We start from the raw sequence: 26,404 nt of genomic DNA, 5'->3' as shown, positions 1-26,404 counted from the left end.
TTTAAAACAAAATAGATGAGGGGTGAAGAAGTTGGGTGTAACACTAAGCAAAGGTCAAAAGGTAGATTTAACTAAATCATATCCAGGTCTGCAGCATGTGGTTGTGGGCCTAGGATGGAATATTAGCAATTTAGGTTCCAATTTTGATTTGGATGCTTCTGCTTTTTTATTAGGTACTTCAGGAAAAGTCCAAAATGACCTAGATTTCGTTTTTTACAATAATCCTTCTGGAGGTAATGGGTCGATCGTGTATAGCGGTGATAACCGCATTGGTTCGGGTGTACAGGATTGTGAGCAAATTCGTATTAATTTAAACAATGTTCCAGCACCTATTCACCGTATTGCTTTTACGATTACCATACACGATGCCCAAGCTAAACGGCAAAATTTCGGGCAAATTTCTGATGCTTATGTCCGAATATTTAATGAACAAACAAACGATGAACTAATACGATTTAATTTGGGACGTGATTTTACAGTGGAAACTGCCATTGTGGCTGCGGAGCTATACCGCCATAATGGTGAATGGAAATTTAATGCCATTGGAAGTGGTTTTCAAGGGGGCTTGTCAGCACTATGCGGAAACTTTGGGGTCACTGTAGATGATCCACCGGTAAGCCAACAAATGTCAGCCAGTTTCCAGCAGAATCAACATTTGTTTAATACCGGACCATCGGGGACATCCATCCAACAAAACCCCCATCCATATGAGCAAAACTATGGAGCTTTTGACCCTTATAGTCAAAGGCAAAGTTCTTACAGGGAACCAAGTTTTCCTCAAGGCTCTTCTTCCTTGCAACAACCGGCCTACGGTTATCCGTCACAGACTTCTCCTGCTCCATATAATAGCAGGAACACCTATGGAGGAGATGAAATTATTTGCCCACGCTGTCATTCTTCCAATGTCCGGACAGGCAAAAAAGGGTTCGGGTTAGGAAAAGCGGCAATTGGCGGGTTAATTCTTGGACCTGTTGGATTGCTGGGCGGTTTTATCGGACAAAATCAATTGAAATTTGCATGTAATAATTGCGGTAGTACGTGGTCACCTTCACAAACGGATTATGCAGAATGGGCTAATAATCAAAAAAGAAGGGCACAAGAAATATTTAACCGTTATAAAAGCCAGGACGTTCTGGACGCAGTCGTTGCCGCTTGTGCATTAGTAGCCATGGCTGACGGTTATCTCGATGCCTCCGAGCGCCAGAAAATGATGGAGTTCGTCAACCAAAGTGAAGAACTACGCGTATTCGATACCAATAAAGTCATTCAAAAATTCAACTTATTTATATCCAAAATTGAAAGCGACCGAATGATGGGTAAAGCTGAGGCATTTCGTGCTCTTGGCAGGATTCGGACAAAACCGGAAATCGCCCGTCTCGTTGCACGTTATTGCATTGCAATCGGATATGCGGATGGCCATTTTGACCCAAGTGAACAGCAAATGGTGGCCGACATTTGCCGAGAACTCGGATTAAATCCTGCTGAGTTTTTGGCCTAATAATATAAGCCTCCTTCCTAATCTAGGAACGGAGGCTTTTGATATTCCAAGCCCGTATATTTTCCATGCGGCAACATCTACCACCGAAATTTTAATTTCTTCATCCTCAGGTGCAAATCCAAGTTCAATTGAGATTTGCCTTTCTTTTTCTTCTTTCAAACGGTCAGTGTGTTTACATTGGTTAATGCTTTTTTCAACGAAGTTTTACCTTGATCAAAATGACCGCCTTTTCGATCGTAAAATATCTTTTCACAAGCCTGCCACCTTCCTCCATCGCCTATTATCCTAAAGTAACCTTACAAAAGACTTTTTTGAGATAACAGATCCATTTTTCAGATCAAGTAAAAGACGATTATTTGTTGTACAAATCATTATGTTTATTTTAAATAATTTGCAAATTAGAAGGTTTATCAGGACAAAATTGTTCACATATTTATTAAAATATCATATAATAAGACTATAAATTTGCACTAAGGAAACTTTTATTCGTTAACGAACAATCATTGCGCTTATGAAACAAGCGTAGAAAGGATGGTATCTTATGAGCCACACGAATTCACTGGCAGTTGAAAAGGCTCCAACAGCAGAAAATCCAACTGTTTTAGCCGCAAGAGATGCCATTAATGGGAAAGTAAAAGGAATTCGAGCTTTACTTCCATTCCTCGGACCAGCGTTTATTGCATCAATTGCCTATATAGATCCTGGAAATTTTGCTACCAACATACAGAGCGGCGCGCGTTTCGGCTATAAAATGCTATGGGTTATTGTTTTAGCTAATCTCATGGCCATGCTTTTGCAAAACATGTCCGCCAAGCTCGGAATTGCCACCGGAAAAAGCCTTCCGGAAATTTGCCGGGAACGTATGCCGAAATGGCTTACGTATATCATGTGGATTGTCTCAGAGTTCGCGGCAATGGCGACAGATCTTGCGGAATTTCTCGGTGCGACACTTGCTTTAAACCTGCTCGCAGGGATCCCAATGCTTTTTGCCACAATTATCACTGGGGTGGTTACCTATCTCATTTTAATGTTAGAAAAATACGGCTTCCGCCCATTAGAGAAATTTATTGCTGCTTTTGCGATCCTTGTAGGATTATGCTACCTTGTCGAGACCATTATTTCAAAGCCCGATTTCACTATGATTGCTTACCATAGTGTTGTTCCATGGCTTGGCAATAACGAAAGTATCATGCTGGCTGTTGGGGTTATAGGTGCGACGGTGATGCCGCACGCGATCTACCTTCATTCCAGCTTGACACAAAATCGGATCGTTCCTCGAAATGATTTAGAAAAAATAAAGATTCAAAAATTCAGCACGAAAGAAATTTTTATCGCCATGATGCTGGCAGGTTTTGTCAACCTGGCGATGATGTATATGGCAGCATCAGTGTTTCATGCATCAGGCAAAAACGATATTGCTGATTTAACAACCGCCTATCACACGCTTACACCGTTGCTTGGTTCTGCCGCAGCGAGCGTGTTCTTAATTTCATTACTGGCATCAGGCATTTCCAGTTCTGTTGTAGGAACTATGGCAGGGCAAGTCATCATGCAAGGTTTCGTAGGCTTTACAATCCCGCTTTGGATCCGCAGGCTTGTTACGATGCTGCCGACGGTCATTATTGTGGCAATGGGTGTAGATCCAACAAAAACGCTTATTATAAGCCAGGTAATCCTAAGTGTCGTTCTCCCATTTCCAATCATTGCGCTGATTTATTTCACGCAAAAGAAAGATGTTATGGGCGTACTGACAAATAAACCGATTACTACTGTCCTCTCATCATTGTTTGCCCTCATCATTCTTGGATTGAATATTTGGCTTGTTGCACAAACCTTTTTAGGATAAAGAAAATTCGCCGAATGCAGAGCAAAGACAGAGGCGTAGGTGCCATTATGCCTATCCGGAAAGTTATACTTTCCTATCAGCTAAGAAAAAAGCCGAAGTTAGCAAAATTCATGCTAATTTCGGCTTTCTTTGTTAGATCAATTATTTTTTCAAATGATATGGAACAGTTGTGATGACAACATCCTTATGCCTTAAGAACCAAATCCGCAATTGGAGAGCTGTTTGGTTATGCAGTAAAAGATGCCAGCCTTTTTTCGGAATGAACTGTGGAATAACTAAGTGAATATGTCCTTCCTTGCCTCTTTTTTCTTCCACTAAATTTATAAACCGGCTTAGTGGTTCAAGAACAGACCGATATTTACTGCGAAGGACAACAAGCCGGCATGGATATCCCCATTCCTCCCATTTCCTCTCCATCTTATGAATGGATTCATCATCAAAGCCTACATAAACAGCAATCGGATTAACACCTAAACTTTTAGCAAATGAAAGTGTATTATTGACCACACGGTGAACCCCAGATACCAACACAATGGTCGTAACCTCTTTGGCCTCAGGAACCACCTCATCTAAATCAATATGAAGATCCTGCGCTACAAAATTATAATGGCGCCGGATTGTGATGGATAAAATGATCAGGATCGGCAATACCACAAGGACAATCCAAGCTCCACCGGTAAATTTTGTTACGGCAAATATGACCGCAACAATGGACGTAATAATGGCCCCAACTATATTGATTGTTAATTTAACCTTCCAATTACGTCCTTTTACTCGAAGCCATCGTTTTGTAAGACCAATTTGGGCAACAGTAAAAGATAGGAAAACACCAATCGCATAAAGTGGGATTAACGCATTTGTATGCGCATGAAAAGCTAAAATTAATATGCTTGCACAGGCTGCCAATGAAATAATCCCATTTGAATAACCTAAACGGTCACCACGATTCGTTAATACCCTTGGAAGGTACCCATCTGCAGCCACTATGGCAGCAAGCTGCGAAAAGCCAGTAAAGGTTGAATTCGCTGCTAAAATTAACACAATGAAAGTAAACCAAATAATAATTTGATACATTATGCCATGGCCAAAATATAATCCAGACAACTGGGACAACATCGTATTATCCGGAGAAGGTGAAATCCCTTTTACATATAAGAGATAGGCAAACCCTAATAGTGTAATCGATGTGATGGTTCCTAACGCAACGTATGTCTTAATTGCATTCTTCTGCCGGGGCTCCCGAAAAATAGGCACAGCATTAGAAATCGTTTCGATCCCAGTTAGAGCGGAACATGCCGAACTGAATGCTTTTAAAACAAGTAATGTGCTGATGCCTTTAGGGATCGTTCCAAATGGCGGTGTTGCTTGTTGAACAAAACCATGCCTAACCCCATCAAGCATACCCGTCATAATGATGATCAGCATACAAACCATAAAGAAAATAGTCGGCCAAGCAAAGACTTTGGCTGATTCAGCTACTCCCCTCAAGTTTACAACTAGCAGCAGGAAAACACATGCTATGGCTAAACTACTTTCATAAGGTGCCACCACAGGATAAGCTGATGAAACTGCCTCAATGGCTGCTGAAACGGAAACAGCTACAGTTAAAATATAGTCGACCAGCAATGAACTGGAAGCAATCAATGAAACCCATCTTGCCTTAAAATTATCTTTAGCAATCGCATAGGCTCCGCCTCCGCTTGGATATGCTAGTATTCCCATAATATATGAAAGAATTAAAATAGCCAGCAGGACAATCGTCGAAATGGTAATCGGGATGATATACCATTTGGCTGTAACCCCCAAATGAGCAAGCTCCGTGATTCCTGCCTCCGGTCCATAGGCGACAGAAGAATATAAATCCGCAGCCAAAATGGGCAAGGCAATAAACCAAAGCAGTTTGGTATGCTGAGAATGCAACTCCGCCGTTCGCATTGGGCGGCCAATTAAAAATCGTTTGACAAGACCAAAGTTTGTAAATGAAATCCAAATAAGAAAAATGGCAATGATAAATAATACAATTTCAATCCATTGTCCAGGATGATTCATGGAAAATACCTCTCTCTTTTTTTGCTGAATCCGCGATGATTTTTTTCAATAAAAAAGAACCCTAGCGATTTACCTAGTGTCCTTCATTCACATTAAAGTAAACCTCCCTCTCTAAACGCTTGCGAGGTTAGCTGTCGGATTCGGACTCAAAGAGTAGCCCGCCCTAAAAATAGGATTCACCCCAAGTACAAACTGTACGAAAGTGGTTCCCCCGCTCCATGATGGATTAAGCGATTTTGGTTATCAAACTTTTATTCTATATAATGTTAAAATATATTCTTCCTTTGATATTTTGTAAAGTAGATTTTTAAAAAATATGAAACTATTATTTTCGTAAATAATTTTTGTTAATTTTTTGTAAACGTTATTCCACTTTGTGGAAGTTTTCACAACTTAGACACCGACATTTTTCTAAAAACCCCTTATATTTATCTTGTAATTAAGTTCAAACATTAGGAGGAATGAAGAATGACAGGTGTAGTACATGATTTTCAAATGCCTTCAGTAAACTTATTTGGACAAGGTACTTTAGGCGAAGTAGGATTGAGACTTAAAAACCTTGGCTGTAAAAAGCCTCTAATTGTCACTGATCAAGGATTACATAATTTAGGATATTCAGATTCTGTTGCAAAAATTATTAAAGAAGCTGGTTTGGACGTTGCCATTTTTCCTAAGGCTGAACCAAATCCAACTGATCTAAATGTGGAAGAAGGCCTTGGTGTATACACTTCTGAAAATTGTGATTCCATCGTTTCTCTAGGTGGTGGAAGCGCTCATGATGCTGCAAAAGGTATTGGTTTAGTTGCTGCCAATGGCAGAAAAATTCATGATTATGAAGGTCTAGATCGTTCAGAAAATCCTATGGTGCCACTTGTGGCCATTAACACAACAGCTGGAACTGCAAGTGAAATGACCAAATTTACCATTATTACTGACACTAGTCGAAAAATTAAAATGGCAATTGTTGATAAACATGTTACACCTGTTTTATCTATAAATGATCCAAATTTAATGGTCAATATGCCTCCATCCTTAACTGCAGCAACAGGATTGGATTCGCTTACTCATGCAATTGAAGCCTATGTTTCAACTGCTGCCAATCCTATAACAGATGCCTGTGCCATTAAAGCTATTCAGCTCATTCCAACCTACTTGCCTCGGGCAGTGGCAAATGGAGCCGATTTGGAAGCACGTGAACAAATGATCTATGCTCAATATTTAGCTGGTATGGCCTTTAATAATGCTTCTTTAGGTTATGTTCACGCAATTGCCCATCAATTTGGCGGATTTTATAATCTTCCTCATGGTGTCTGCAATGCGATCCTATTACCGCATGTCTGCCGTTTTAATTTAATTGCCCGCAAAGAACGTTTCGCACATATTGCGGTTGCACTTGGCGAAAATATTGAAGGACTTAGCACAAGCGAAGCTGCGGAAAAAGCTATTGCTGCAATTGAAAAATTATCGTCACAATTGAATATTCCAAAAGGATTCAAAGAACTTGGAGCAAATGAAGAAGATATAGAAATCTTAGCCTTCCATGCGATGGATGATGCGTGTGCAGCCACAAATCCTCGTAAAGCTACTGCCAAAGAAATTGAACATATCATTGCCAATGCCATGTAATCAAAACTCGCCGATTGTCGAGTCATTAAGGTGAAGACAGAGGCATAGTTCGTCGAAAAGCACAACTTCCCGACTGCGAGACGAATGCTTACGAAGCATTCCTTAGTACACTTATGCCTGATAGGAAAGTTAAGTTTTCCTATTGACTAAAAAAGAGGCTGCGCTAAATTTGTGCAGCCTCTTTGCATCCTATTTTCCCTTTATAACAGATTGACTTTTCTGTAAATTTTGAATACCATCAAAATCAACAGTCCTATTGTTCAATTTTTTAGGGGGAATCAATTTGAGATTTGATGTAATCGTGGTAGGAGCTGGCTTGGCTGGACTTGTGGCAACTGCTGAACTTGCTGAGGCAGGAAAAAAGGTACTGCTGCTGGATCAGGAACCTGAAGCCTCTTTTGGCGGACAAGCATGGTGGTCATTTGGCGGTTTATTTCTTGTAGATTCACCTGAACAACGCAGAATGGGAATCAAGGATTCCAGGGAACTAGCGTGGCAGGACTGGCTGGGAGCTGCAGGATTTGACCGAGAAAATGACGAAGATTTTTGGGCGATTAAATGGGCCAAGGCCTATGTTGATTTTGCAGCGGGTGAGAAACGGAAATGGTTATATGAAATGGGTGTCCGCTTTTTCCCTGTGGTTGGCTGGGCTGAGCGGGGCGGGTATCTTGCGGATGGCCACGGTAATTCAGTCCCGCGTTTTCATATTGTATGGGGAACTGGGCCAGGGATTATCAAACCATTTGAAGATCGGGTCAGAAAAGCGATGGCAAATGGTCATGTCGACTATCGGCCGCGTCATCGTGTCATTGATCTATTGAAGGAAAATGGGTCTGTTGTTGGTGTAAGGGGCGATATTCTTGTTCCTAGCCACGTTTCTCGCGGAGAAGCAAGCTCACGTGAAGCGTTAGGCGAATTTGAATTTCACTCCCAAGCGGTTTTGGTCACGAGTGGCGGAATCGGCGGAAATCATGAGTTAATAAGAAAAAACTGGCCGGAGAGGCTCGGAAAAGCTCCTGCCCATATGATATCCGGGGTGCCGGAACATGTTGATGGCAAAATGCTGACGATTGCTGAAAAGGCTGGCGGCCGCATTGTCAATCGGGATCGTATGTGGCATTACACAGAAGGTATAAAAAACTGGAATCCGGTTTGGCCGATGCATGGAATCAGAATCCTTCCCGGCCCTTCCTCTCTTTGGCTTGACGCAACTGGAAAGCGTTTTCCTTCTCCCAATTTCCCTGGCTTCGACACCCTCGGAACACTTGAAGCAATCATGAAGACAGGCTATGATTACTCTTGGTTTATTTTAACCCAGAAAATAATTGAAAAAGAATTTGCCCTTTCCGGTTCGGAACAAAATCCTGACTTAACAGGAAAAAGTATAAAAAAAGTATTAGCACGAGTACTTCCAGGCCCTACTCCACCGGTGAAAGCATTTATGGATCAAGGCGAGGATTTTGTGATTGCAAATAACCTGCCAGAATTAGTTGCAGGTATGAATAAACTCACGGGCAACCATTTATTAAAGCGGGAGGAAATAGAGCAGCAGATTGTAGCCAGAGATAGAGAAATGGACAATAAATTTACGAAAGATCTGCAAATTACGGCAATGCGTGGTGCCCGTCATTACCTTGGCGACAAACTTATTAGAGTAGCCTCACCCCATAAACTCCTCGATCCTAAGGCTGGGCCATTAATCGCAGTCCGCTTAAATATACTAACAAGAAAAACATTAGGGGGATTACAGACCGATTTATTCGGAAGAGTATTAAATACATCAGGAAATCCTGTTCCAGGGCTTTTTGCCGCAGGCGAGGTTTCCGGCTTTGGCGGTGGTGGAATTCATGGATACCGTTCTCTGGAAGGTACCTTTGTTGGCGGCTGTCTGTTTACTGCACGGCAAGCTGGCCGCGCACTTGCCAGGGAGTTGGATTAAACAGGTCATATATAAAAAGCGGGGACCAGCAAAGGCCCCCGCTTCTTTATTAATTTGTAAAAACAAACTCCGTCCTGCTTCCTGTCTGACCGGCAATAACCTCAAGCCTAGCATCGATCCGTTCTTTTAATTCAGGAACGTGTGAGATAATACCGACCAAGCGGCCGCTGCTTTGAATGTCGATTAATGATTCAATTGCATGATCAAGAGATTCAGGGTCTAGTGTCCCAAATCCTTCATCGATAAACATCGTTTCCAGTGATACACCGCCTGCATAGTTTTGCACCACATCTGCCAAACCTAATGCAAGCGAAAGTGACGCCTTAAAGCTCTCCCCTCCGGATAATGTTTTTACGTGACGTTCTTGGCCTGTATACTGATCAAAAATTAGCAATTCCAATCCGCTTTGAGCATTTCCTTTTGCCCTGTCTGTTTTCCGAAGTAAATAAAACCTACCTGAAGTCATTTTTCTCAACCTTACATTCGCCTCTTGTAAAATATCATCCAAGAACGCTGCCAAAACATAACGCTCAAAGGTGATGCGGAAATTGTTCTGCCCTTTCGTAATCTCATAGAGATGGCCCATTAGTTTATAACGTTCCTCCAATACTTTCATCTCTTCGTTGAGGCTATAAACTCGATTGTAAATTTCCTCATTATCACGCTTTTGAACAAACAAGTCAGTGTGGTGTTGATTCAGGACTGCTATTTCACCTTCCACCTGAACAAGGCCTGCTCTTATTCCATCTACATCCGGAGTCATAACATCCTGCAACAGATCCGTTAATTCTTTTAGACGGTCAGATACGGAACGCACTTCTTCCCGATATGAGCGTATTTCCGCTTCAAGCTGGCGAATTTCTGCTTCCGAGAGCTTGGAAATGTCATAGGCTGAATAGGTTTCAAATCCCTGTTCTGTCAGTTTATTTTTAAAAATCTCTCGTTCGGCTAGAAGCTCCTTCTGTTTATTAACTACAAATCTTTCCGCCTCGAGCAATCTCGCAGATTCGGCAGCCTGCAATTCCTTCGCATCCTGAAGCTGCCGCTGTGTCTCCTCCAACTGTTTAACCATTAAATCATGCCGCTTCTGGGCTGACTGAAGCGCATTTTCGTACTCTGCCTCGGTGCGGAGGTTTTCCGGAACAGCATTCATCATCCTTGTTAAATTTGTCATTTTTTCAGTATATTGAATGGTGAATTCTGTCACCTTTGCAGCTGCTTCCTGAATCGACTTTTGCAAGAATTGCTTTTCAGATTCTATTTTCTCAAGATCAGCATTTACTTGATCAAGCTTTTGAAATTGTTCTGCGAGATCTTTCTGTTGATGTAATAAACTCTTTCTGGTAGTCGTCAATTCTAACTTGACATCAGATACATCAGCCTCTGTAAAGCCTTCTCTGAAGTGAAGAATATCCTGAAAAACTTCTTGAAGAGCTTCCTTTTGCACTTTTTCAGACGATTGGGCTTGATAAAGATTTGCTTCATCTATTGATTTTTCTTTTTCCCATTTGTCAACCTGTTCTTTTGCCGCTTTTAAATCCCCTTCACTTGGAATCCCCTCATCATGTCCAACTGCTGGTTCAGGATGGTCAATGGAACCGCAAACAGGACAAGCTTCACCAGAATTTAATTTTGCTGCTAACAGTATGGCCTGTCCGTGCAACCATTTTTGCTCCAAATGGTTCACCAATTCCTTTGCATCTTTTAACCTTGCTGCTGTATTTTTATAACGGTTGGTAATCAACTTAAGATTGTGTTCTGCTTTTTGACAACGCACAAGAATATCTTCATATTTCTCTAGAAGTTCCAGCTCCCGCCCAAGCCTTTCAGCTTTTCTTTCATTTTCCAAATAGGTAATCCGACTATTTTCGATCAGCTCTTTTTGCTTCTGCAAGGATTTCTGATGGTGTTCCATCATTTCAAAATGTCCTTCTAAGGCATGCTGGTTCTCTTTAGCGGTTTTTAATGATGCCTCCGTCATTGAAACCTCTTTCCGCAAAGCGGCAAATGAATAGACATCGTCTTTCATATTGACCAAGCGGTTGACTTCCAAAAGAGCCTCCTTGCGTTCAGCTTCCCGTTTCAATTCCTTTTCAACAGCATGTTCACGTTGTGCCAAAAGGACTGCCAACTTGTCAACCTTCTCTTTAATGGCCTTAGCATTGACTTCCGCTTGGTCAGACTCTCTTTTTAAACGATGGCACAGCTCTTCCTGCTTAGCTAATAGTGCCGCTTTATGCGCCCGCTGAACCTGCTGTTCCTTCTCACTGTACACATCTGTTTGCGATTCAAGCTGGGCTTTCATCACTTTTAGTTCTTCTTTTGTTTGCAATTGTTTCAAAATCGTCTCAGCTTCAAAAAGTTGGGCCTTAAGGCGGTCCTGTTCCTGAATCTTGTCTTTCAACTGACTGCTGAACCTTTGCAACTGCTCGCTCATTCCTGCGATTTCCGATTTCAAAAGCGGCATAATGAGCGTATCATTTACTTGATCGGCTGCTAAATATTCTCGAAGCTCTTCATTTATTACTACCTGAATCCGGCGAATAGCTTCATTGCGCTTCTTCATTTGCTCCTCAACTGATAACCTTAATTCTGTCGCTTCTTCTTTTAGCTTCTCTTCTACCCACTTATATAGCTGGGTATGGAACAGTCGTTGCAGAATTTGTTCTTTTTCCTTACTATCTGATGTTAACAGCTTGCGGAATTCTCCTTGTGGGATCATTAAGATTTGTCGGAATTGATTGGCATCAATCAGCATAATCTCTTTAATCTTTTCATCAACATCGTTGATTTTTGCTGCTAACAACTTTTTTTCGCCATTTTCATCAAAAAAATAAAGCTCCGCTTTGGCACCAATTTGTGTATAGCCTTCTCCCTTGTCTTTCTTTTTTAACTGCTGTGGTGACCTTGTGATCGAATAAACTTTATTTCGCAATGAAAAATCGAGAGAAACTTCTGTCATCAGGTCATCACGGGCAAATTGACTGCGGAGTTCTGGTCCAGTACGGTCTTCCCCGCTTGCTTTGCCGTAAATGGCATAGCTGATCGCATCAAAAATTGTTGTTTTTCCCGAACCGGTCTTACCGGAAATGACAAACATGGTGCGATTGCCGAGGGTTGTAAAATCAATCATTTCCGTTTCAGCATATGGGCCAAAGGCCTGCATGGTCAGTTTTAACGGTCTCATTTTGCTGCATCCCCCCTTAAAACTTTTTCAATAATTCCAGCCATCGCTTCTTTTTTATCTGACGTAAATTCAGCTGTGGTCATTTCTGTATAGAATTGTTCGAACAAATCCAACTCTGACTTTTTCTCATTTCGAATAGAATGAAAGGATTGTTTTTTCTTTAGATCTGTTAAAGCTATTTTCCTCTCTAAATGGAGAACATTCGGATACACTTGGCGGAGTTTATTGATGGGGTCGATTAAAGCCCCTTCATCCAGCAGGGTTATCTTTAAATAATCATCCACCCTCTCTTTTTCATAAAAGCTGGGATCTAGCAATTGCTCCAAGTACCCTTCAAGTTCGCGCATATCATGTTTAGGAGTTAACGAACGATAACGGTGATTAAAGTTTCCCTTCTCATCCATCTCAATGATCGAAATGGACTTTCGCTGCTTCGCTTCTGAAAATGAATACTTCATCAAAGAACCGGAATATTTCACTTTGTTGTGATTGATCGCATCCGGGCTGTGCAAGTGACCAAGTGCAGTGTATGAAAATGGTTCAAACAAGCCTGCCTCCACACACCCGGAGCCGCCGACAGATAATGAACGTTCCGAATCAGAAGTCTGCCCTCCTAATACAAAGGCATGTCCAACGAAAACATTTGGTTCATTAGGATTTAATGTGGTTTCCTCGATCTTGCCAATTAGCGCCTTCATAGCTTCCTGATGCGTGTGAATGGAATCATCATCAAGGAGCTGACGGACAACACCTGGTTCTGCGTATGGTATGAGATAAAAATTGACACCGTTAATTTGCACGGGCTTAAATTGGTCTGTTAGTTTTCCAGATAAGTAGAATTGACTGTATTTATACCACGAACTGCCGAAAGAAAGCCTCTCTGCACTATCATGATTTCCTGCAATCGCCACGATCGGTGTTTTCAACTCAACATTAATCTTAAAAAGCATTTCATCGAGCAGTTCCACTGCATCAGTGGGCGGAACGGATCGATCATAAAGGTCACCGGCAATAACTACAGCATCAGGCTTTTCTTCTGCCACCATGTCCACAAACTGTTCAAGTACTACACGCTGATTATCCGTCATATAGACACCATGGACCAATTTGCCTAAATGCCAATCAGCTGTATGAATAAATTTCATTTCGTTCACCTCGTGCTTCTACAGCATATTTTTCATAACTATTATTATATCAGAGTAACTTTCACAAATGGATTGGAAAACCTATAAGATTATTGGAAGTGCGGGGGAATATCTCCTTTGGCTAACTCTACTGAAAAAAAACAAAAAACAGCCCGGCAATTTACCGGACTGTTATTATTGGTATCATAAATTATTTTTTAACTACGTTAGCTGCTTGTGGTCCACGAGCTCCTTCAACAACTTCGAAAGAAACTTCTTGACCTTCTTCTAGAGTTTTGAAACCTTCAGTTTGGATAGCAGAGTAATGAACGAATACGTCGTTACCGTCTTCTCCTTCGATGAATCCGAAACCTTTTTCTGAGTTAAACCATTTTACCTTACCGTTTTTCATGAAAAAAAATCCTCCTATTGGCCTCAAAAAAGCCATGTCTAAAATTCACCAAATTACAACGAGATTGCTTTTCTTTCATTACCTCATCCAAACAGGGTTAAAACCTTGAAGAAGCTTGTAATAAAAATCTAATCACGTATGCAACGGCTGTTTTAAATTTATCATTTATAAGTAGTAATGTCAAGGAATCAACGCCCGACATAAAACGACATAACCCTGTTATATAGCGTATAAATATGAATTATTGAAACCATCAATCTCTTTATTCATCCATATTTCATTACATGATTATGCAACCATTTAAATAGAAAAGAATTACCGAAGGCATTACTCCTTCGATCCAGTAAGAGCTAATTCGTCTTCTTTTAATATATCTAAATCTACAAGATGATGTCGAAAAATTTACTTAGCAACAGCCAAAAAATCACAATTGTTTTTCTAATAATAATATGTTACAATGATTAAGCGATGAGCTGAGTTGTGTAAGTCGAAAAACATTCCTTATGGAACACACAATGTGGAGTGTGGTTTTTCGCCTCAATATGCATGAGACGCCTGTATCTACAGGCGTCTTTTTATTTTTGTTTTAAATGGTATTTTTTTCCTCTATATTATAAAATAAAAATAGGATTCTATCATGAAAGCATGGAGGGATGGCGTTGAACTACCATCAAATTGATTACAAGATTTATGGAGATGAAATGCAATTCGTTGAAGTGGAGCTAGATCCTCAGGAAACCGTTGTTGCCGAGGCAGGAAGCTTTATGATGATGGATGATGACATACATATGGAGACCATTTTCGGAGATGGTTCTGGCGGTGGTGGAGGGCTGATGGGAAAACTGTTCAGCGCCGGCAGACGGATCCTTACTGGTGAAAGTCTGTTTATGACGACATTCACAAATACAGGTACTGGTAAAAAACACGTCTCCTTTGCTGCACCGTATCCTGGGAAAATCCTCCCTTTGGATTTAAGTCAAATTGGCGGGAAAATTATTTGCCAAAAAGACGCTTTTTTAGCTGCGGCAAAAGGAGTTTCGATCGGAATAGAGTTTCAACGTAAAATCGGGGTCGGCTTCTTTGGCGGTGAGGGTTTTATTATGCAAAAGCTTGAAGGTGATGGGCTTACTTTTGTTCATGCCGGAGGAACGATCATTAAAAAAGACTTGCTTCCCGGCCAAACCTTAAGAGTTGACACAGGTTGTTTGGTAGCCATGACCGGCGGAGTTCAATACGATATTGAATTTGTCAAAGGAGTTAAAACTGCTTTGTTCGGCGGTGAAGGATTATTTTTTGCCACATTAAGAGGGCCAGGTTCAGTTTGGATTCAATCTCTTCCATTTAGCAGGCTGGCAAGCAGAGTATTTGCAGCAGCCCCTTCCCGCGGTGGAGCTAAGGACGAAGGCAGTATTGCCAAAGGATTATTTAATCTTTTTGATGGGGATTAAGCGAAAAGAGAAATCGGATAATATCCGGTTTCTCTTTTCATAATGACCTATTCCTTCATATTTAATTCTAAGATTTTTTTGGCTGCCTCTGCCCTTTTTAGATTATAAGACTGCCAAACTTTCGACTCCATGTGCAACATCTTCTTCCGCTCCAGTAAAATTGATTTCAAGTCCGGAATATGGGGGTCTTTCTCATACAGCTCAACTAAACCAATCTCACCGTCTGAAGACATACTTTCAAAATTACTAATATCAACCTTCCCTGTTGTTTCATAGCGGTGAATATTTTCATTTACTACAATCCGATTCAAATCAATGACTGAAACAGCAGTATAATAGAGTAATGATGCAATAAAGTAAAAATGGAACAATGAGAGCTTCTCCAACCAAATTTTAACTAACGTATAAGCAAAAATAACTGTAAGAAAAATCATAAATGAGTGGACAAGAACTCTTATAAACGTAAATCCGTATGCCTCTTCGTACATGCTCAGCCTTAAAAAAGCCGAACATAGCATAACTGAACTAGATAAAATTAACACACTAAGCATAATCTGGGTCAGCCTCTTCATTCCATTTGTTGAAACATGAACAAAGGTTAAAATCGAATTCATGATGGTTAAATTGATCATCGTTACAAATAACAATTCAAAGAAACCTTTTCTGGCATATTCTGCGAATGTGTAATCTTTCTGAAGTGTGCCCCCAAAAAAATACTTAAATTGGACAATCGTAAATAAAACATAGACGGCATTAATTAGAATGAGAACTGTAATGGCGATAATAGCATCCAATTGTACTCTTGGATTTGATTTATTAGGTAACATATACGTCACCTGTTTTTTTGCCAAGATCTGCAGGAAAGTGAAAAAACCTAACGTAAAGCCCAAAACAACTATCCATCTAATTAAAGTTTCGGCATCCACCACTTGGAACCAATCGGGAATTCCACCCATTAATCTGTCAAAATGGGCATCTGCATTCATTAATAACTTTAGGACAACAATGAGAACGGGGAGAGAAACGATGATCCCTATACCAACCTTTTTCCATATCACGATTTTCCCTTCATCAACTCCACGTTTTACACCCGTCCCAATGTGGGCCCATATACTAATCACATATTTAATACAATCTAAAAACTTCGATAATAGATAGACAATATACAAAGGCTTGTTCCACTGCAGCTTTTTCGGGCTGGTTACTAAAACCATATGAAAAATAACTAAACAAGGGATTATTAAGATATTTAACAAATAAAACAATAAGGTATCATTTAGGAAATAGCTTGCGGTCAACAACCATATACAACATAGGACAAGGCCGCCAAGGCGCTGATGTGAAAATGAATAACGGCGGTAACGCCAAAAAAACACTAGATAGGCAGATCCGATAAACACAATATACGAAATTCCGATACGCCCACGAAAAAACGATTCTTCTGCTAAGATTCCCAATAAAAGGCTCGCACACAAAAATGTCCACTCTGATTTGCCAAATTTCACTTCCATTACGTATTCCCCCAATATATTGAATATCTATATACATAGTTTTTCTATGTATACACTTAAAAAAAACTGCTTATATCGACGCCTTTCTTCCCCAGCGAAATCCAAGCCAACTAACCGGGTATAAAACGATTGTAAAAATGATACAAGCAAAAATAAAAGATTTTGTTAATAATGGTTCAAACCATGTATATGGAATTATTTCAAATACCGTTAAGATCATTAATAATAAATTAGGAATCATTGACAATATGAAAGTTTTATTTAGAAGTACTTTACCCCCATGGCCAAATCCTTTACCAATTTCATAACCTAGTAACGCCCAAAAGAACAAATACAAAAAAGCTATTAAAGTTGGAATCGATGTCAGCTGTTTCCAAATATAATTTAGCCATGGCCATTGGAACAAATTATGTGAAAGTGTCAAAAGTGTACCAGCCATAAATAAAAAAATATTGAACATAAAAAACAGCCATTTCATGCTGCTAGGCGTTACAGATAATTCTTCTTGCCAAACCGCCAAAATTTCCTCGGGGCTGCCCAGTCTTGTTAATATTTGCCTTGTTAGCTCTTCATCGCTCGTATATTCGGCTTCAAGCAGAATTTCATCGATGTGAGCCTCATATTCACGGAGGATGTTATTCTTATCCTGATGATTCCCTAACCCTTCTGCCAGCTCTTCCATATATTTAATCTTCGGCCGTACCATGTTTTTGTCTCCCGATCACTTTGTTCATTACTTGAACAAAATCTTGCCATTCCTTGGTTTTTTCAGTAAGAACTTCTTTCCCTGCCTGTGTAATGCTATAATACTTTCGTGCTGGTCCCTTTTCCTGTTCCTGCCAATAACATTCAATATACTCTTGTTTTTCAAGCTTATGAAGTGCTGGATACAAAGTCCCTTCTTTTACACTTAAACCATTATCACTGCGTTTCTCCAATTCTTTTACTAGTTCATAACCGTACATGTCCCGCTCGTTTAATAATTGGAGCAAAATTAATGAAGTGCTTCCTTTGACTAATTCACGATTAAACATTTTATCACCTACCTAGTTTTGAAAGGTATATAGAAATTCTATATCTTTGTATTTATTTTGTAAAGAGGTTCCATAAAAAAAGCGGCAAATTTCATGTTCGCCGCTGTCAGTTAAAGCTACTTCATTTTCATATTATTTATTTGCCTATGAATGATTTGATCACGCTCTCCGCCATCTGATAATTCTTCAGAAAAATCATGATCTTGTTCATTTATTAGGTTGCCCGTTTTAATCGTCTTTGGAGGCAGATTATTATTGGGAGCAGCCTGTTCATTCCATTTTCCCACTCATATCACCTCATTAATTAGTGTTAAAAATTTTTCAATGTTTTATCCAAGAAAAACTTTCATTCATTCTGGTTTATTTTCAAGAAATCCACCAATACCAAGTGATATAACAATGTTAATAAATAGCCTAGAATCACAACAGGTATGAATCCGGCATATAAATATTATAAAACAATAATTAAATATTAGGTTAGTGGGATCATTTATGACAACGTTCTCGCTGATGAATCAGCATAAATATTCCATTTTTCCCCCATACTATTTATACTGTGAGGTGAAAATAATGGGACTTCTCAATACATTTAATCAATGGAAAGAGACAAGATTCCAAAATCATGTTTCTTCCATGAAAGAACAAGGAAAATGCCCCGACTGCCAAGGCCGCGGCTACACCGTCTACCCTTATAATGAATACGCTTACTTTAATTCCTTTGAGTGCCCTGGCTGTCAAGGCAGTGGAAATTATACAGATTGGGAAGAAACACTTCAATCATGAATTTCAAAACAATCCTCTGCATAGATGCATTTGTATTTTCAATCCATGCAGGGGATTCTCCTCTTCAAATCAGTCCTTCAACAGCTGCTTGTGCAATCTCCGCTTCTAAATCATTTGATATTTTCCCTGATAACAGAGCATCCGTTAATTCTTCATCAGAAATCACTGCACCGGCTTTTTGCCATTCTTCGCTCATTAAGATAGCTGAAAGTTCTGTCTTTTCTTCATTTTGAATATTATTCACTTCCCTTACATTTGCACCATTTACTTCTGTTACTTCAATCATATCTGTAAGCTCATTTTCTTTATCGAGCCCAAGAATTTTTGCTTGTTTCTGTAAATAACGCTCTTCTTTACTTAAATTCAAATACTTTTCACGAAGATCTGAGTAGGTTTGTAGATACTCTTTTTTAACATTAATTAATCTATGAAGAAAGGCATGTTTTTCCTTCAATAATTGGACACGCAATTTTTTCTTTTCCTTTTTAAGTTCCTCTTCATATTTATTTCTTAAATCCTTCAGTTTTATCATCACTTTTTCCAAACGCACTTTCTGATTATGATCCAACTGTCTAAGTTTATTTTCCAGTTCATTCGCCATTGCTTTAGCCTGTTCTAAATCCTTTTTGGTATCCAGATAGATCTGCTCATCCACGTCTCCAGCTGTAAAAGCCTCTTTTACACGCTTATAACGTTCTACAGTATCCTTCATAACTAGTACTCTTACTTCATTTTCTTCAATTAGCTTCAATTTCGTATTTGAGAAGCTTTCTTTAATTTTTGTTGCTTCTTCATAATACTTTTCCAGCATTGATTGATATTTTTCATAATCCATTCACATCGTTCTCCCTTCTTTGAAATATTCGCCTTTTGACATTCCATCCGTTACTAATCAAAATATGCAAAAGAGTCATTATCTGCCTTTCATCTGAATTGAATTCCTAAAAAAACGAGGATTACTTTGCAAATGACCATTCTTTTTCATTTCTTATTAAAATCATGGTCATGAAGGAATAAATTAAAGAATTCCATCCAAATTAAGTATAACTTTGTTCTAATAGAGGTGTTTTAAATGTCTGTTATCGTGTATCAAACATTTGTTATCAAACAAGAGAAGTTTAAAGAAGCGATTGAAAATTTGCGGAAAATAAAAAAATTTCGCATGGAGAATTATGACCACAGTGTAGAAATTCTAACACCCATTTCCGGAAACGATCACACCTATGCACTGTTGTCTACATATGAAGGATTAGCGGAAATGGAATTACAAAATAAAAAAATGTTTGATGATGAGGAATATTTAGAGCTTATTGGTCCATTTTTCCTTGAAAATATTGGAGAGGCCAGCATGCACACCTCCATTTATCGAACTCTAAGTGACAAGACAAAAGAAAAAAAATAAGCCGGTATACATTTTATTGATCAATAAGGAATGATATCATGACAAAACTGATCAACTACGCGATGATTTCTTTTTTATTTTTCTCATTCAGCAGTTTTAAAACCGAAAGAGCCCAGAAACAATCACATCCACTATCCGTTGAAGCCATACGTCAAATGATCGTTTCTGATAGCTCCCTTGATTTTCAGCCCAAAGCCACGATTATTACCGGCCCAATCAGATTAAATTCAACAGCTGCCTATATTAGGACTATAGACCGGAAAATAGATGTTTCGGGAATTGAATACCATTTGTGGCGGACTGCGGATGGCCAGGAAGGTAAGCAGACATTCTTGGCTGGCAACAAAGAAATGAATTTCCCCCACTTATTTAATATTAAGGATTTTTCTGGTAAACGAGGCGAGTATCAAATTGAAGCCTATGGACTCTTTGCCGACGGGAGGAAAAAACTTCTTGCGAAATCAACACTCGTTTTTCAACAAAAAGTTCCTATTCTTATGTATCACTCAATTAGTTTCTACCGTGGAAAAGGAATTAGAGAATTATTTGTATCACCTGTGAATTTTGAAAGACAGATGCTGTATTTAAAAAACAATGGATATACTCTGCTTACATTTGAACGGTGGGATGATATTAATAAAGTCAATAAACCGATTTTTGTTACCTTTGACGATGGAATTAAGGATAATCTAAATGCCCTGTATATCCTGGAGAAATTAAAGGATGGAAACTTTAAACCAACTGCTACTGAATTTGCGATTGCCGGTTTTATTGATAGTGATTCCTATCGGTTAACTACTGCTGATTTAAAAGAAATGGTGAATTCGGGGATCTTTTCCATCCAATCACACACAATGACACACGCCGATTTACCGAATATAACCAATTATGATCGAGAATTACGGGCAGCTAAACAAAAAATTGAGCAAATTACTGGGGAACCGGTCATCGCCATTTCTTACCCATATGGCGGGGTTAATAACAAAGTTGTTGAGGAAACGAGGAAGCAATACAAATTCGCTGCCACAACAAAACCAGGAAAGTATATTCAAAGAGGCCTTCCTGATGAATTGTTCTTAATACGCCGCGTCCGGATCAACTATACAACCAACATAAATCATTTTGCAGAATTGGTTGCATGTGAATGAGAAGCAGTTACATGCTTCTTTTTTTATTTCACTAACCTCCATCCTAATCTTCTCTTAATATAATAAATACGCCGTGATAAATCACATGAATTTTTCAAATAAAACAATGTCACTCTCTTTTTTGTAATCGTTTTTGAAAGAAACCTTGTTTTCATAAGGTTAAACAGACAAGCAAAATAAGAAGATTGTAGAAATTTGTCTGAATTTTTAGTTACTAACTATCTTATATTAAGACTATATAAATGTTATAATCATAAACAATATTATTTTAAAATTATAAATTTATAATAAACCGAGATTCGGAAGGAAGGTACAATCATATATGGAAACGAATGGAATTATCGAAATTCCGCAACCCAAAACATTTGGACCATTGGGTAACCTGCCGCAACTTGACCTGCAAAAACCAACCCAATCCATCATGAAATTGGCTGATGAATATGGACCAATTTTCAAGCTGAAATTCCCTACCGGTACAGGAATTTTCATCTCATCAGGAGAATTAGTGGAAGACGCTTGTGATGAATCCCGTTTCGATAAACTTGTTAATGCACCGCTAAAGAAAGTGCGATCCTTTTCGGGTGACGGTCTTTTTACAAGCTGGACGAAAGAAGAAAATTGGCGGAAAGCTCATAATGTATTGCTCCCCAGTTTTAGCCAAAGTGCTATGAAGGGCTACCATTCGATGATGGTAGATATCGCCATCCAACTTGTTCAGAAATGGTCTCGTCTGAATTCTGATGAAAGTATCGATGTTCCGGAAGATATGACACGACTTACATTGGACACGATCGGTTTATGTGGTTTTAATTACCGATTTAACAGTTTTTATCGTGAAAAACCGCATCGTTTTATTAAAGCAATGACCCGCGCCCTTGATGAAGCCATGAATCAAAGCAATCGGCTTGGTGTCCAGGACAAATTGATGGTAAAGAAAAAGCGTCAATTTAAGCGGGATATTGAATACATGTTTTCACTCGTTGACCGTATCATTGAAGAGCGGAAATCAAGTGATGATTACGATGAGGAAGATTTGCTCTCTCGCATGTTAAATAGCGAGGATCCAGAAACTGGGGAGAAGCTAAGTGATGAAAATATTCGATATCAGATAATAACGTTTCTTATTGCCGGACATGAAACAACAAGCGGACTTCTTTCCTTCACCTTATATTTCCTGATGAAGCATCCTGATGTTTTGGCAAAAGCTTACGAAGAAGTAGACAGAGTACTGACAGGATCCATCCCAACATACCAACAAGTCCATAACCTCCAATACATTCGGATGATACTTAATGAATCTCTAAGACTTTGGCCAACAGCACCGCTATTCTCGCTTTACGCCAAAGAGGATACATTACTGGCTGGAAAATATCCTCTAAAGAAAAGAGATGTCGTTAACATATTTAATTTAAAATTGCATCGTGACCGAGCTGCATGGGGAGATGATGTTGACGAATTTAAACCGGAGAGATTTACTGATCCTAAAAAAGTCCCACACCACGCCTTTAAACCTTTTGGCAATGGTCAGAGGGCCTGCATTGGCCGGCAATTTGCTCTTCACGAATCAGCACTTGTCATCGGACTTATTCTCAAACACTTTCAACTAGTGGATCATACAAATTATCAATTAGAAGTCAAAGAAACCTTAACCTTAAAACCTAATAATTTTAAAATGCAGGTTCGTTCCCGTCAGAATGAAGGTTCAATCTTCTTCAGCGAGAATCCAAATGAGAAAACGAGTCACATATCAGAGAAACTCGAATCAACAAACATCCATACACACCTTACGCCATTGCTTGTCCTATATGGTTCCAATATGGGAACTGCGGAAGGAATCGCAAGAGATTTGGCACTTTCCGCCCGTTTTAAAGGATTCCAAAGTGAGGTTGCTCCTTTAGATGATTATGCAGGAAATCTGCCTAAAAATGGAGCTATTTTCATAGTCACTTCTTCTTATAATGGAAATCCTCCGAAAAATGCCCGCCAATTTGTAAAATGGTTAAAAGAAGCAGATACAGAATCCATTAAAGGGATCCAATTTGCCGTATTTGGGTGTGGTGATACCAATTGGGCAGCAACATACCAAAGCGTTCCTAACCTGATTGATCAATTGCTTGCTGATAAAGGAGCAACCAGGTTAGTTCCAAAGGGCCAAGGAGATGCAAGTAATGAATTCGAGAAACAGTTTGAAACCTGGCATGAGCAATTATGGCCAATGGTATTAAAAAGATTTGAAATAGAATTAAATGAACAATCCTCGCAAACGGAAAAATCACTTTCAATTCAATTTGTTGAGAGCCTTCCTCTGAATCACGTTCATGATAGGATCATCCAGAGTGACGACTCTAATTGTACAAACAGTCCCGTTGCTGTTCTACCTAAGAACAAATTGGAATTAGTTGAAAGAGCTATTCGGCGATTTGGTTTAGAGGAAAATAGCCAGGTCATCCTACATGGAGACCAAGAGAAGCTTACACACGTACCTCTTTATTTTCCAATTCGTGTTTGGGATTTACTACAATTTCGAGTTGATTTAGAGTCAACCGTTACTATGGAGCAGCTTCATGAGATAGCCGAGTTTACTCTTTGTCCGCCACATAAGAAAGAAATGGAGGCGCTTCTTGAAGCGGAAGCATACAACAAAAATATAGCTGAAAAAGGCGTTACACTATTAGAAATGTTAGAAAAATATATTGCTTGTGAGCTTCCATTTGTGAGATTTATTGAAATGCTCCCTCCACTTAAGGCAAACTAACAAGTAAAAAACTCGCCAGATATGAACAGCCCCTACATTTACAATGAGGTGTGCGGTTCATTTGGCGAGTTTTTGCATTCTTGATATTAATTCTCTACGAATTCATAATCAGGTGGTGCGCTTCTGAAACCTTTCGTAACCCATAAAAGGTAAATCATCCCGATCAAAAACCACGAAAGGCCGAATATAACAGCTAATTTATCAAGGTTAAACCAGAGATAGATTGAAAAAATAAGTCCCACAAATGGAAATAGCACATATCCGAACAAGCTATTTGCTTTCATTTCCCGCTTATTCTTCCAATAATAGATGATTACAGATAAATTAACAAATGAAAAAGCAGTAAATGCTCCAAAATTAACCAGAGACGTGGCTGTAACCAGATCAAGGAATAAAGCGGTAAGCGCTAATATTCCGATGAATAGGATATTAAAAACAGGCGTTTTTAGTGTTTTATGTATGGAACCAAACGACTTCTTAGGCAGCACACCATCTCTTCCCATGGCATACAGCAGCCTTGATGCGCTAGTTTGTGCAGCAAGTCCTGAAGCTAACACAGAGATCAGCGCTCCACTTGTAAAGATAGATTGGAAAAGCAGCCCGCCAATTTGCCTGGCAATCTCAGGTGAAGCACCATTGATATTTTTTAAAACTGATACATTAGGATAAAGACATTGCATGAAGTAGGTGACAATGACGAAAAATAATCCACCTATTAAGGCAATGGAAAAAATAGCTTTCGGAATATTTTTTTCAGGATGAATCGTTTCCTCAGCAAGTGTTGTGACAGCATCAAATCCTAAAAAGGATAGTGCAAGAATCGAAGCACCTGATAATAAAGAGCTTATTTTCATATTCTGAGAAAAAAATGGGTTTATCGTAAAAGTAGTACTGCCTCCGTGTAAAATAGCACGAATAATTAAGAAGACAAATACAATAGCTATGAGTAACTGGAATAGAACAAAAAGCATATTCGCCGTTACTGCAAATTTAATCCCAGCTATATTCATAACGGTTATAATCAAAATTAAACCAATAACCCAAATCCATGATGGAATAGCAGGAAAAAGCGCCGACAAATAAATTCTCGCGAGAACAGCATTGATCATCGGTAAAAATAAATAATCTAATAAGGCCGACCAGCCAACGAGAAATCCTAGTTGTGGGCTGATTGTTTTCTTTGTATAAGTGTATGCAGAGCCAGCATCAGGAAACTTTTGCGCCATTTTCCCATAACTCAAGGCTGTAAATAATATAGCAAGCGTTATAAATACATATGAAGCCGGAACATGGCCATTTGTTAATGCTGAAACCACACCGAATGTATCAAATACCGCAAAGGGTGACATATAGGCAAGTCCTAGAAATATGACTGATGCAACCCCCAATGATCGTTTAAATGTTTCTTGCGATTCCCCCACTATTATTCCTCCTTTAATCTTCACAAATAAATTTTACTGATATTTCAATATACTGTGAAGATATTTTTATAAAATAACAAAATATGTTTAAAAAAGGAGGTGGATTCGTTTAACCATTAATGGCCGATTGATTATATTTTTTTAAAAGCCTTCCTAGCATTTCACGTTCTTCATCAGACCAGTTTGATGTTATTTCACCTACAAGGTTCATTCTTAACCGTTTGGTTTCATTAAGTTCTTTTAAACCAAGCTCTGTTATTTGAAATGTATAAGCCCTTCTGTCAGTTGGATCAGGAATTTTATACAAATATCCCTTTTGCTCAAGTACTGCAGCTTGTCTGCTTACCGTTGATATATCCAATTGAAACTGGGCTGATAAAGCCTTTACTCCTGCTGCACCAAAAGTGGCAATTTGATGAAGTAAAAGATATGCCGAACGGTCAAGATGTCCATTCATTTTTTTGTTTGAAGCATGAGTAATACGGCGAATAAGGATTGCCAATTCAAGTTCAATCATTTCTATTGATTTCTCACACATTTTTATTCCCCATAACTTTATTATATTAAAAATTATATTAGCACAATGTCTTCTTGAAATGAATGTAAAGGAGACATACGCTATTATAGTAATCACTATTGACGATAACGAAAATAGTTGTATAATACAATCATATAGTTTCATTATACAACTACTTTTCAATAAATGTAAATAAAACAAGGTGGGCATATTATGCAAGCACATGAAATTATGATCAAACAAGTTCACAAAGTAAAAGAGAATGACACGGTCCGTTCGGTGATTGAAAAATTTATTGAGTACAACATAAGCGGGCTCCCTGTTGTCAACGATCGCAACGAAATTACGGGATTTATTAGTGACGGAGATATCCTGAGATATATCGGCAAGCATGAAGATCGAATTATCGACAACTTTTACTATACTTTTGTCATTAAAGGAGATGAGGAGGGCTTTGAAGACCGTGAACAGCGGTTGTTAGCTTTAAACGTTTTAGATATTGCCAAGAAAAAGGTATTTAAAGTATCTTGGGATGAATCCATTGAAAATATTGCAGCCATTTTAGGAAAAAGACAAATCAAGAAAGTTCCTGTCGAGCGGAATAGCGTATTGGTTGGAATCATCAGCCGTGGAGATGTCATTAGAAATTCCTTTAAAGCTTTACTTTAAATACCTTCAATCTTAATCATAGCTTTAGGAGAAAT

20 protein-coding genes, 2 pseudogenes and 1 riboswitch are annotated in these 26,404 nt (G+C 39.0%); of the genes and pseudogenes, 10 read left to right on the top strand and 12 right to left on the bottom strand.

Annotated elements, in window-relative coordinates; genetic code table 11:
• Positions 1-31 precede the first annotated feature (31 nt).
• A complete protein-coding gene (locus HPT25_RS29090) occupies positions 32-1,498 on the top strand; it encodes a TerD family protein (RefSeq protein WP_173067215.1) in 1,467 nt (488 codons plus the stop codon).
• Positions 1,499-1,570: 72 nt separating this feature from the next.
• Here HPT25_RS29090 and HPT25_RS28755 read toward each other — a convergent pair.
• Positions 1,571-1,772 (bottom strand): annotated as a pseudogene (locus HPT25_RS28755) (hypothetical protein); the annotation flags it as partial.
• Positions 1,773-2,039: 267 nt separating this feature from the next.
• On the opposite strand from HPT25_RS28755, the gene HPT25_RS17985 reads away from it, so the two are divergent.
• Entirely contained in the window at positions 2,040-3,344 is a 1,305-nt protein-coding gene (locus HPT25_RS17985; protein WP_173067212.1) for an Nramp family divalent metal transporter, read from the top strand.
• A 141-nt stretch (positions 3,345-3,485) separates the two neighbouring features.
• Here HPT25_RS17985 and kimA read toward each other — a convergent pair whose 3' ends face one another.
• Positions 3,486-5,393 carry a potassium transporter KimA gene (gene kimA / locus HPT25_RS17980; RefSeq protein WP_173067209.1) on the bottom strand — a complete coding sequence of 636 codons (1,908 nt, stop codon included), beginning with the start codon at positions 5,391-5,393 and terminating at the stop codon, positions 3,486-3,488.
• A 102-nt stretch (positions 5,394-5,495) separates the two neighbouring features.
• A riboswitch (cyclic di-AMP (ydaO/yuaA leader) is annotated at positions 5,496-5,636 on the bottom strand.
• A gap of 225 nt (positions 5,637-5,861) precedes the next feature.
• Here kimA and HPT25_RS17975 point away from each other — a divergent pair.
• Both HPT25_RS17975 and HPT25_RS17970 read left to right on the top strand, forming a co-directional pair.
• Positions 5,862-7,019, top strand: a complete 1,158-nt coding sequence (locus HPT25_RS17975) for an iron-containing alcohol dehydrogenase (RefSeq protein WP_173067206.1) — start codon at positions 5,862-5,864, stop codon at positions 7,017-7,019.
• A 283-nt stretch (positions 7,020-7,302) separates the two neighbouring features.
• On the top strand, positions 7,303-8,958 hold the full coding sequence (locus HPT25_RS17970) for an FAD-binding dehydrogenase (protein ID WP_173067203.1): 1,656 nt from the start codon (positions 7,303-7,305) through the stop codon (positions 8,956-8,958).
• A gap of 49 nt (positions 8,959-9,007) precedes the next feature.
• On the opposite strand, the gene HPT25_RS17965 is transcribed toward HPT25_RS17970, so the two are convergent.
• The 3 genes from HPT25_RS17965 to HPT25_RS17955 all read right to left on the bottom strand — a co-directional run bounded on the left by HPT25_RS17965 (position 9,008) and on the right by HPT25_RS17955 (position 13,681).
• Positions 9,008-12,145 carry an AAA family ATPase gene (locus tag HPT25_RS17965; RefSeq protein ID WP_173067200.1) on the bottom strand — a complete coding sequence of 1,046 codons (3,138 nt, stop codon included), beginning with the start codon at positions 12,143-12,145 and terminating at the stop codon, positions 9,008-9,010.
• On the bottom strand, positions 12,142-13,290 hold the full coding sequence (locus tag HPT25_RS17960) for an exonuclease SbcCD subunit D (RefSeq protein ID WP_173067197.1): 1,149 nt from the start codon (positions 13,288-13,290) through the stop codon (positions 12,142-12,144). Before HPT25_RS17960 ends, HPT25_RS17965 begins: the two co-directional genes overlap by 4 nt.
• Before the next feature lie 190 nt (positions 13,291-13,480).
• On the bottom strand, positions 13,481-13,681 hold the full coding sequence (locus tag HPT25_RS17955) for a cold-shock protein (protein WP_173067194.1): 201 nt from the start codon (positions 13,679-13,681) through the stop codon (positions 13,481-13,483).
• 659 nt (positions 13,682-14,340) lie between these two features.
• Here HPT25_RS17955 and HPT25_RS17950 point away from each other — a divergent pair.
• Positions 14,341-15,129 (top strand): TIGR00266 family protein, encoded by a 789-nt coding sequence (locus tag HPT25_RS17950; RefSeq protein WP_173067191.1) that lies wholly within the window; start codon positions 14,341-14,343, stop codon positions 15,127-15,129.
• 47 nt (positions 15,130-15,176) lie between these two features.
• On the opposite strand, the gene HPT25_RS17945 is transcribed toward HPT25_RS17950, so the two are convergent.
• The 4 genes from HPT25_RS17945 to HPT25_RS17930 form a co-directional block, all read right to left on the bottom strand.
• On the bottom strand, positions 15,177-16,640 hold the full coding sequence (locus HPT25_RS17945; RefSeq protein ID WP_173067188.1) for a DUF4153 domain-containing protein: 1,464 nt from the start codon (positions 16,638-16,640) through the stop codon (positions 15,177-15,179).
• A gap of 70 nt (positions 16,641-16,710) precedes the next feature.
• Positions 16,711-17,346, bottom strand: coding sequence for an HAAS signaling domain-containing protein (locus tag HPT25_RS17940; protein WP_173067185.1), 636 nt, complete (start codon positions 17,344-17,346; stop codon positions 16,711-16,713).
• Positions 17,327-17,674 (bottom strand): PadR family transcriptional regulator, encoded by a 348-nt coding sequence (locus tag HPT25_RS17935; RefSeq protein ID WP_173067182.1) that lies wholly within the window; start codon positions 17,672-17,674, stop codon positions 17,327-17,329. Before HPT25_RS17935 ends, HPT25_RS17940 begins: the two co-directional genes overlap by 20 nt.
• Positions 17,675-17,790: 116 nt before the next feature.
• Positions 17,791-17,961 (bottom strand): hypothetical protein, encoded by a 171-nt coding sequence (locus tag HPT25_RS17930; RefSeq protein WP_173067178.1) that lies wholly within the window; start codon positions 17,959-17,961, stop codon positions 17,791-17,793.
• Positions 17,962-18,166: 205 nt separating this feature from the next.
• On the opposite strand from HPT25_RS17930, the gene HPT25_RS17925 reads away from it, so the two are divergent.
• On the top strand, positions 18,167-18,457 hold the full coding sequence (locus HPT25_RS17925) for a methionine aminopeptidase (RefSeq protein ID WP_246277218.1): 291 nt from the start codon (positions 18,167-18,169) through the stop codon (positions 18,455-18,457).
• 64 nt (positions 18,458-18,521) lie between these two features.
• Here HPT25_RS17925 and HPT25_RS17920 read toward each other — a convergent pair whose 3' ends face one another.
• The gene (locus HPT25_RS17920) at positions 18,522-19,292 is read right to left on the bottom strand and encodes a hypothetical protein (RefSeq protein WP_173067175.1); all 771 of its coding nucleotides are present in this window, start codon (positions 19,290-19,292) and stop codon (positions 18,522-18,524) included.
• Between the two features lie 237 nt (positions 19,293-19,529).
• Here HPT25_RS17920 and HPT25_RS17915 point away from each other — a divergent pair, with 237 nt between their 5' ends.
• The 3 genes and pseudogenes from HPT25_RS17915 to HPT25_RS17905 form a co-directional block, all read left to right on the top strand.
• Positions 19,530-19,859, top strand: coding sequence for a hypothetical protein (locus tag HPT25_RS17915; RefSeq protein WP_173067171.1), 330 nt, complete (start codon positions 19,530-19,532; stop codon positions 19,857-19,859).
• Positions 19,860-19,897: 38 nt separating this feature from the next.
• A complete protein-coding gene (locus tag HPT25_RS17910) occupies positions 19,898-21,007 on the top strand; it encodes a polysaccharide deacetylase family protein (protein ID WP_173067168.1) in 1,110 nt (369 codons plus the stop codon).
• A gap of 322 nt (positions 21,008-21,329) precedes the next feature.
• Positions 21,330-23,753 (top strand): annotated as a pseudogene (locus HPT25_RS17905) (cytochrome P450); the annotation flags it as partial.
• A 95-nt stretch (positions 23,754-23,848) separates the two neighbouring features.
• Here HPT25_RS17905 and HPT25_RS17900 read toward each other — a convergent pair.
• Both HPT25_RS17900 and HPT25_RS17895 read right to left on the bottom strand, forming a co-directional pair.
• Complete coding sequence (locus HPT25_RS17900; RefSeq protein WP_312857302.1) at positions 23,849-25,183, bottom strand: APC family permease; 1,335 nt, start codon at positions 25,181-25,183, stop codon at positions 23,849-23,851.
• Between the two features lie 109 nt (positions 25,184-25,292).
• On the bottom strand, positions 25,293-25,721 hold the full coding sequence (locus HPT25_RS17895; RefSeq protein ID WP_173067163.1) for a MarR family winged helix-turn-helix transcriptional regulator: 429 nt from the start codon (positions 25,719-25,721) through the stop codon (positions 25,293-25,295).
• A 192-nt stretch (positions 25,722-25,913) separates the two neighbouring features.
• Here HPT25_RS17895 and HPT25_RS17890 point away from each other — a divergent pair, with 192 nt between their 5' ends.
• On the top strand, positions 25,914-26,369 hold the full coding sequence (locus tag HPT25_RS17890; protein ID WP_173067160.1) for a CBS domain-containing protein: 456 nt from the start codon (positions 25,914-25,916) through the stop codon (positions 26,367-26,369).
• The last annotated feature ends 35 nt before the right edge of the window (positions 26,370-26,404 follow it).

The sequence above is a fragment of the Neobacillus endophyticus genome (assembly GCF_013248975.1).
Taxonomy (GTDB): domain Bacteria; phylum Bacillota; class Bacilli; order Bacillales; family Cytobacillaceae; genus Neobacillus; species Neobacillus endophyticus.
This window is presented reverse-complemented; position numbering and strand designations above follow the sequence as displayed.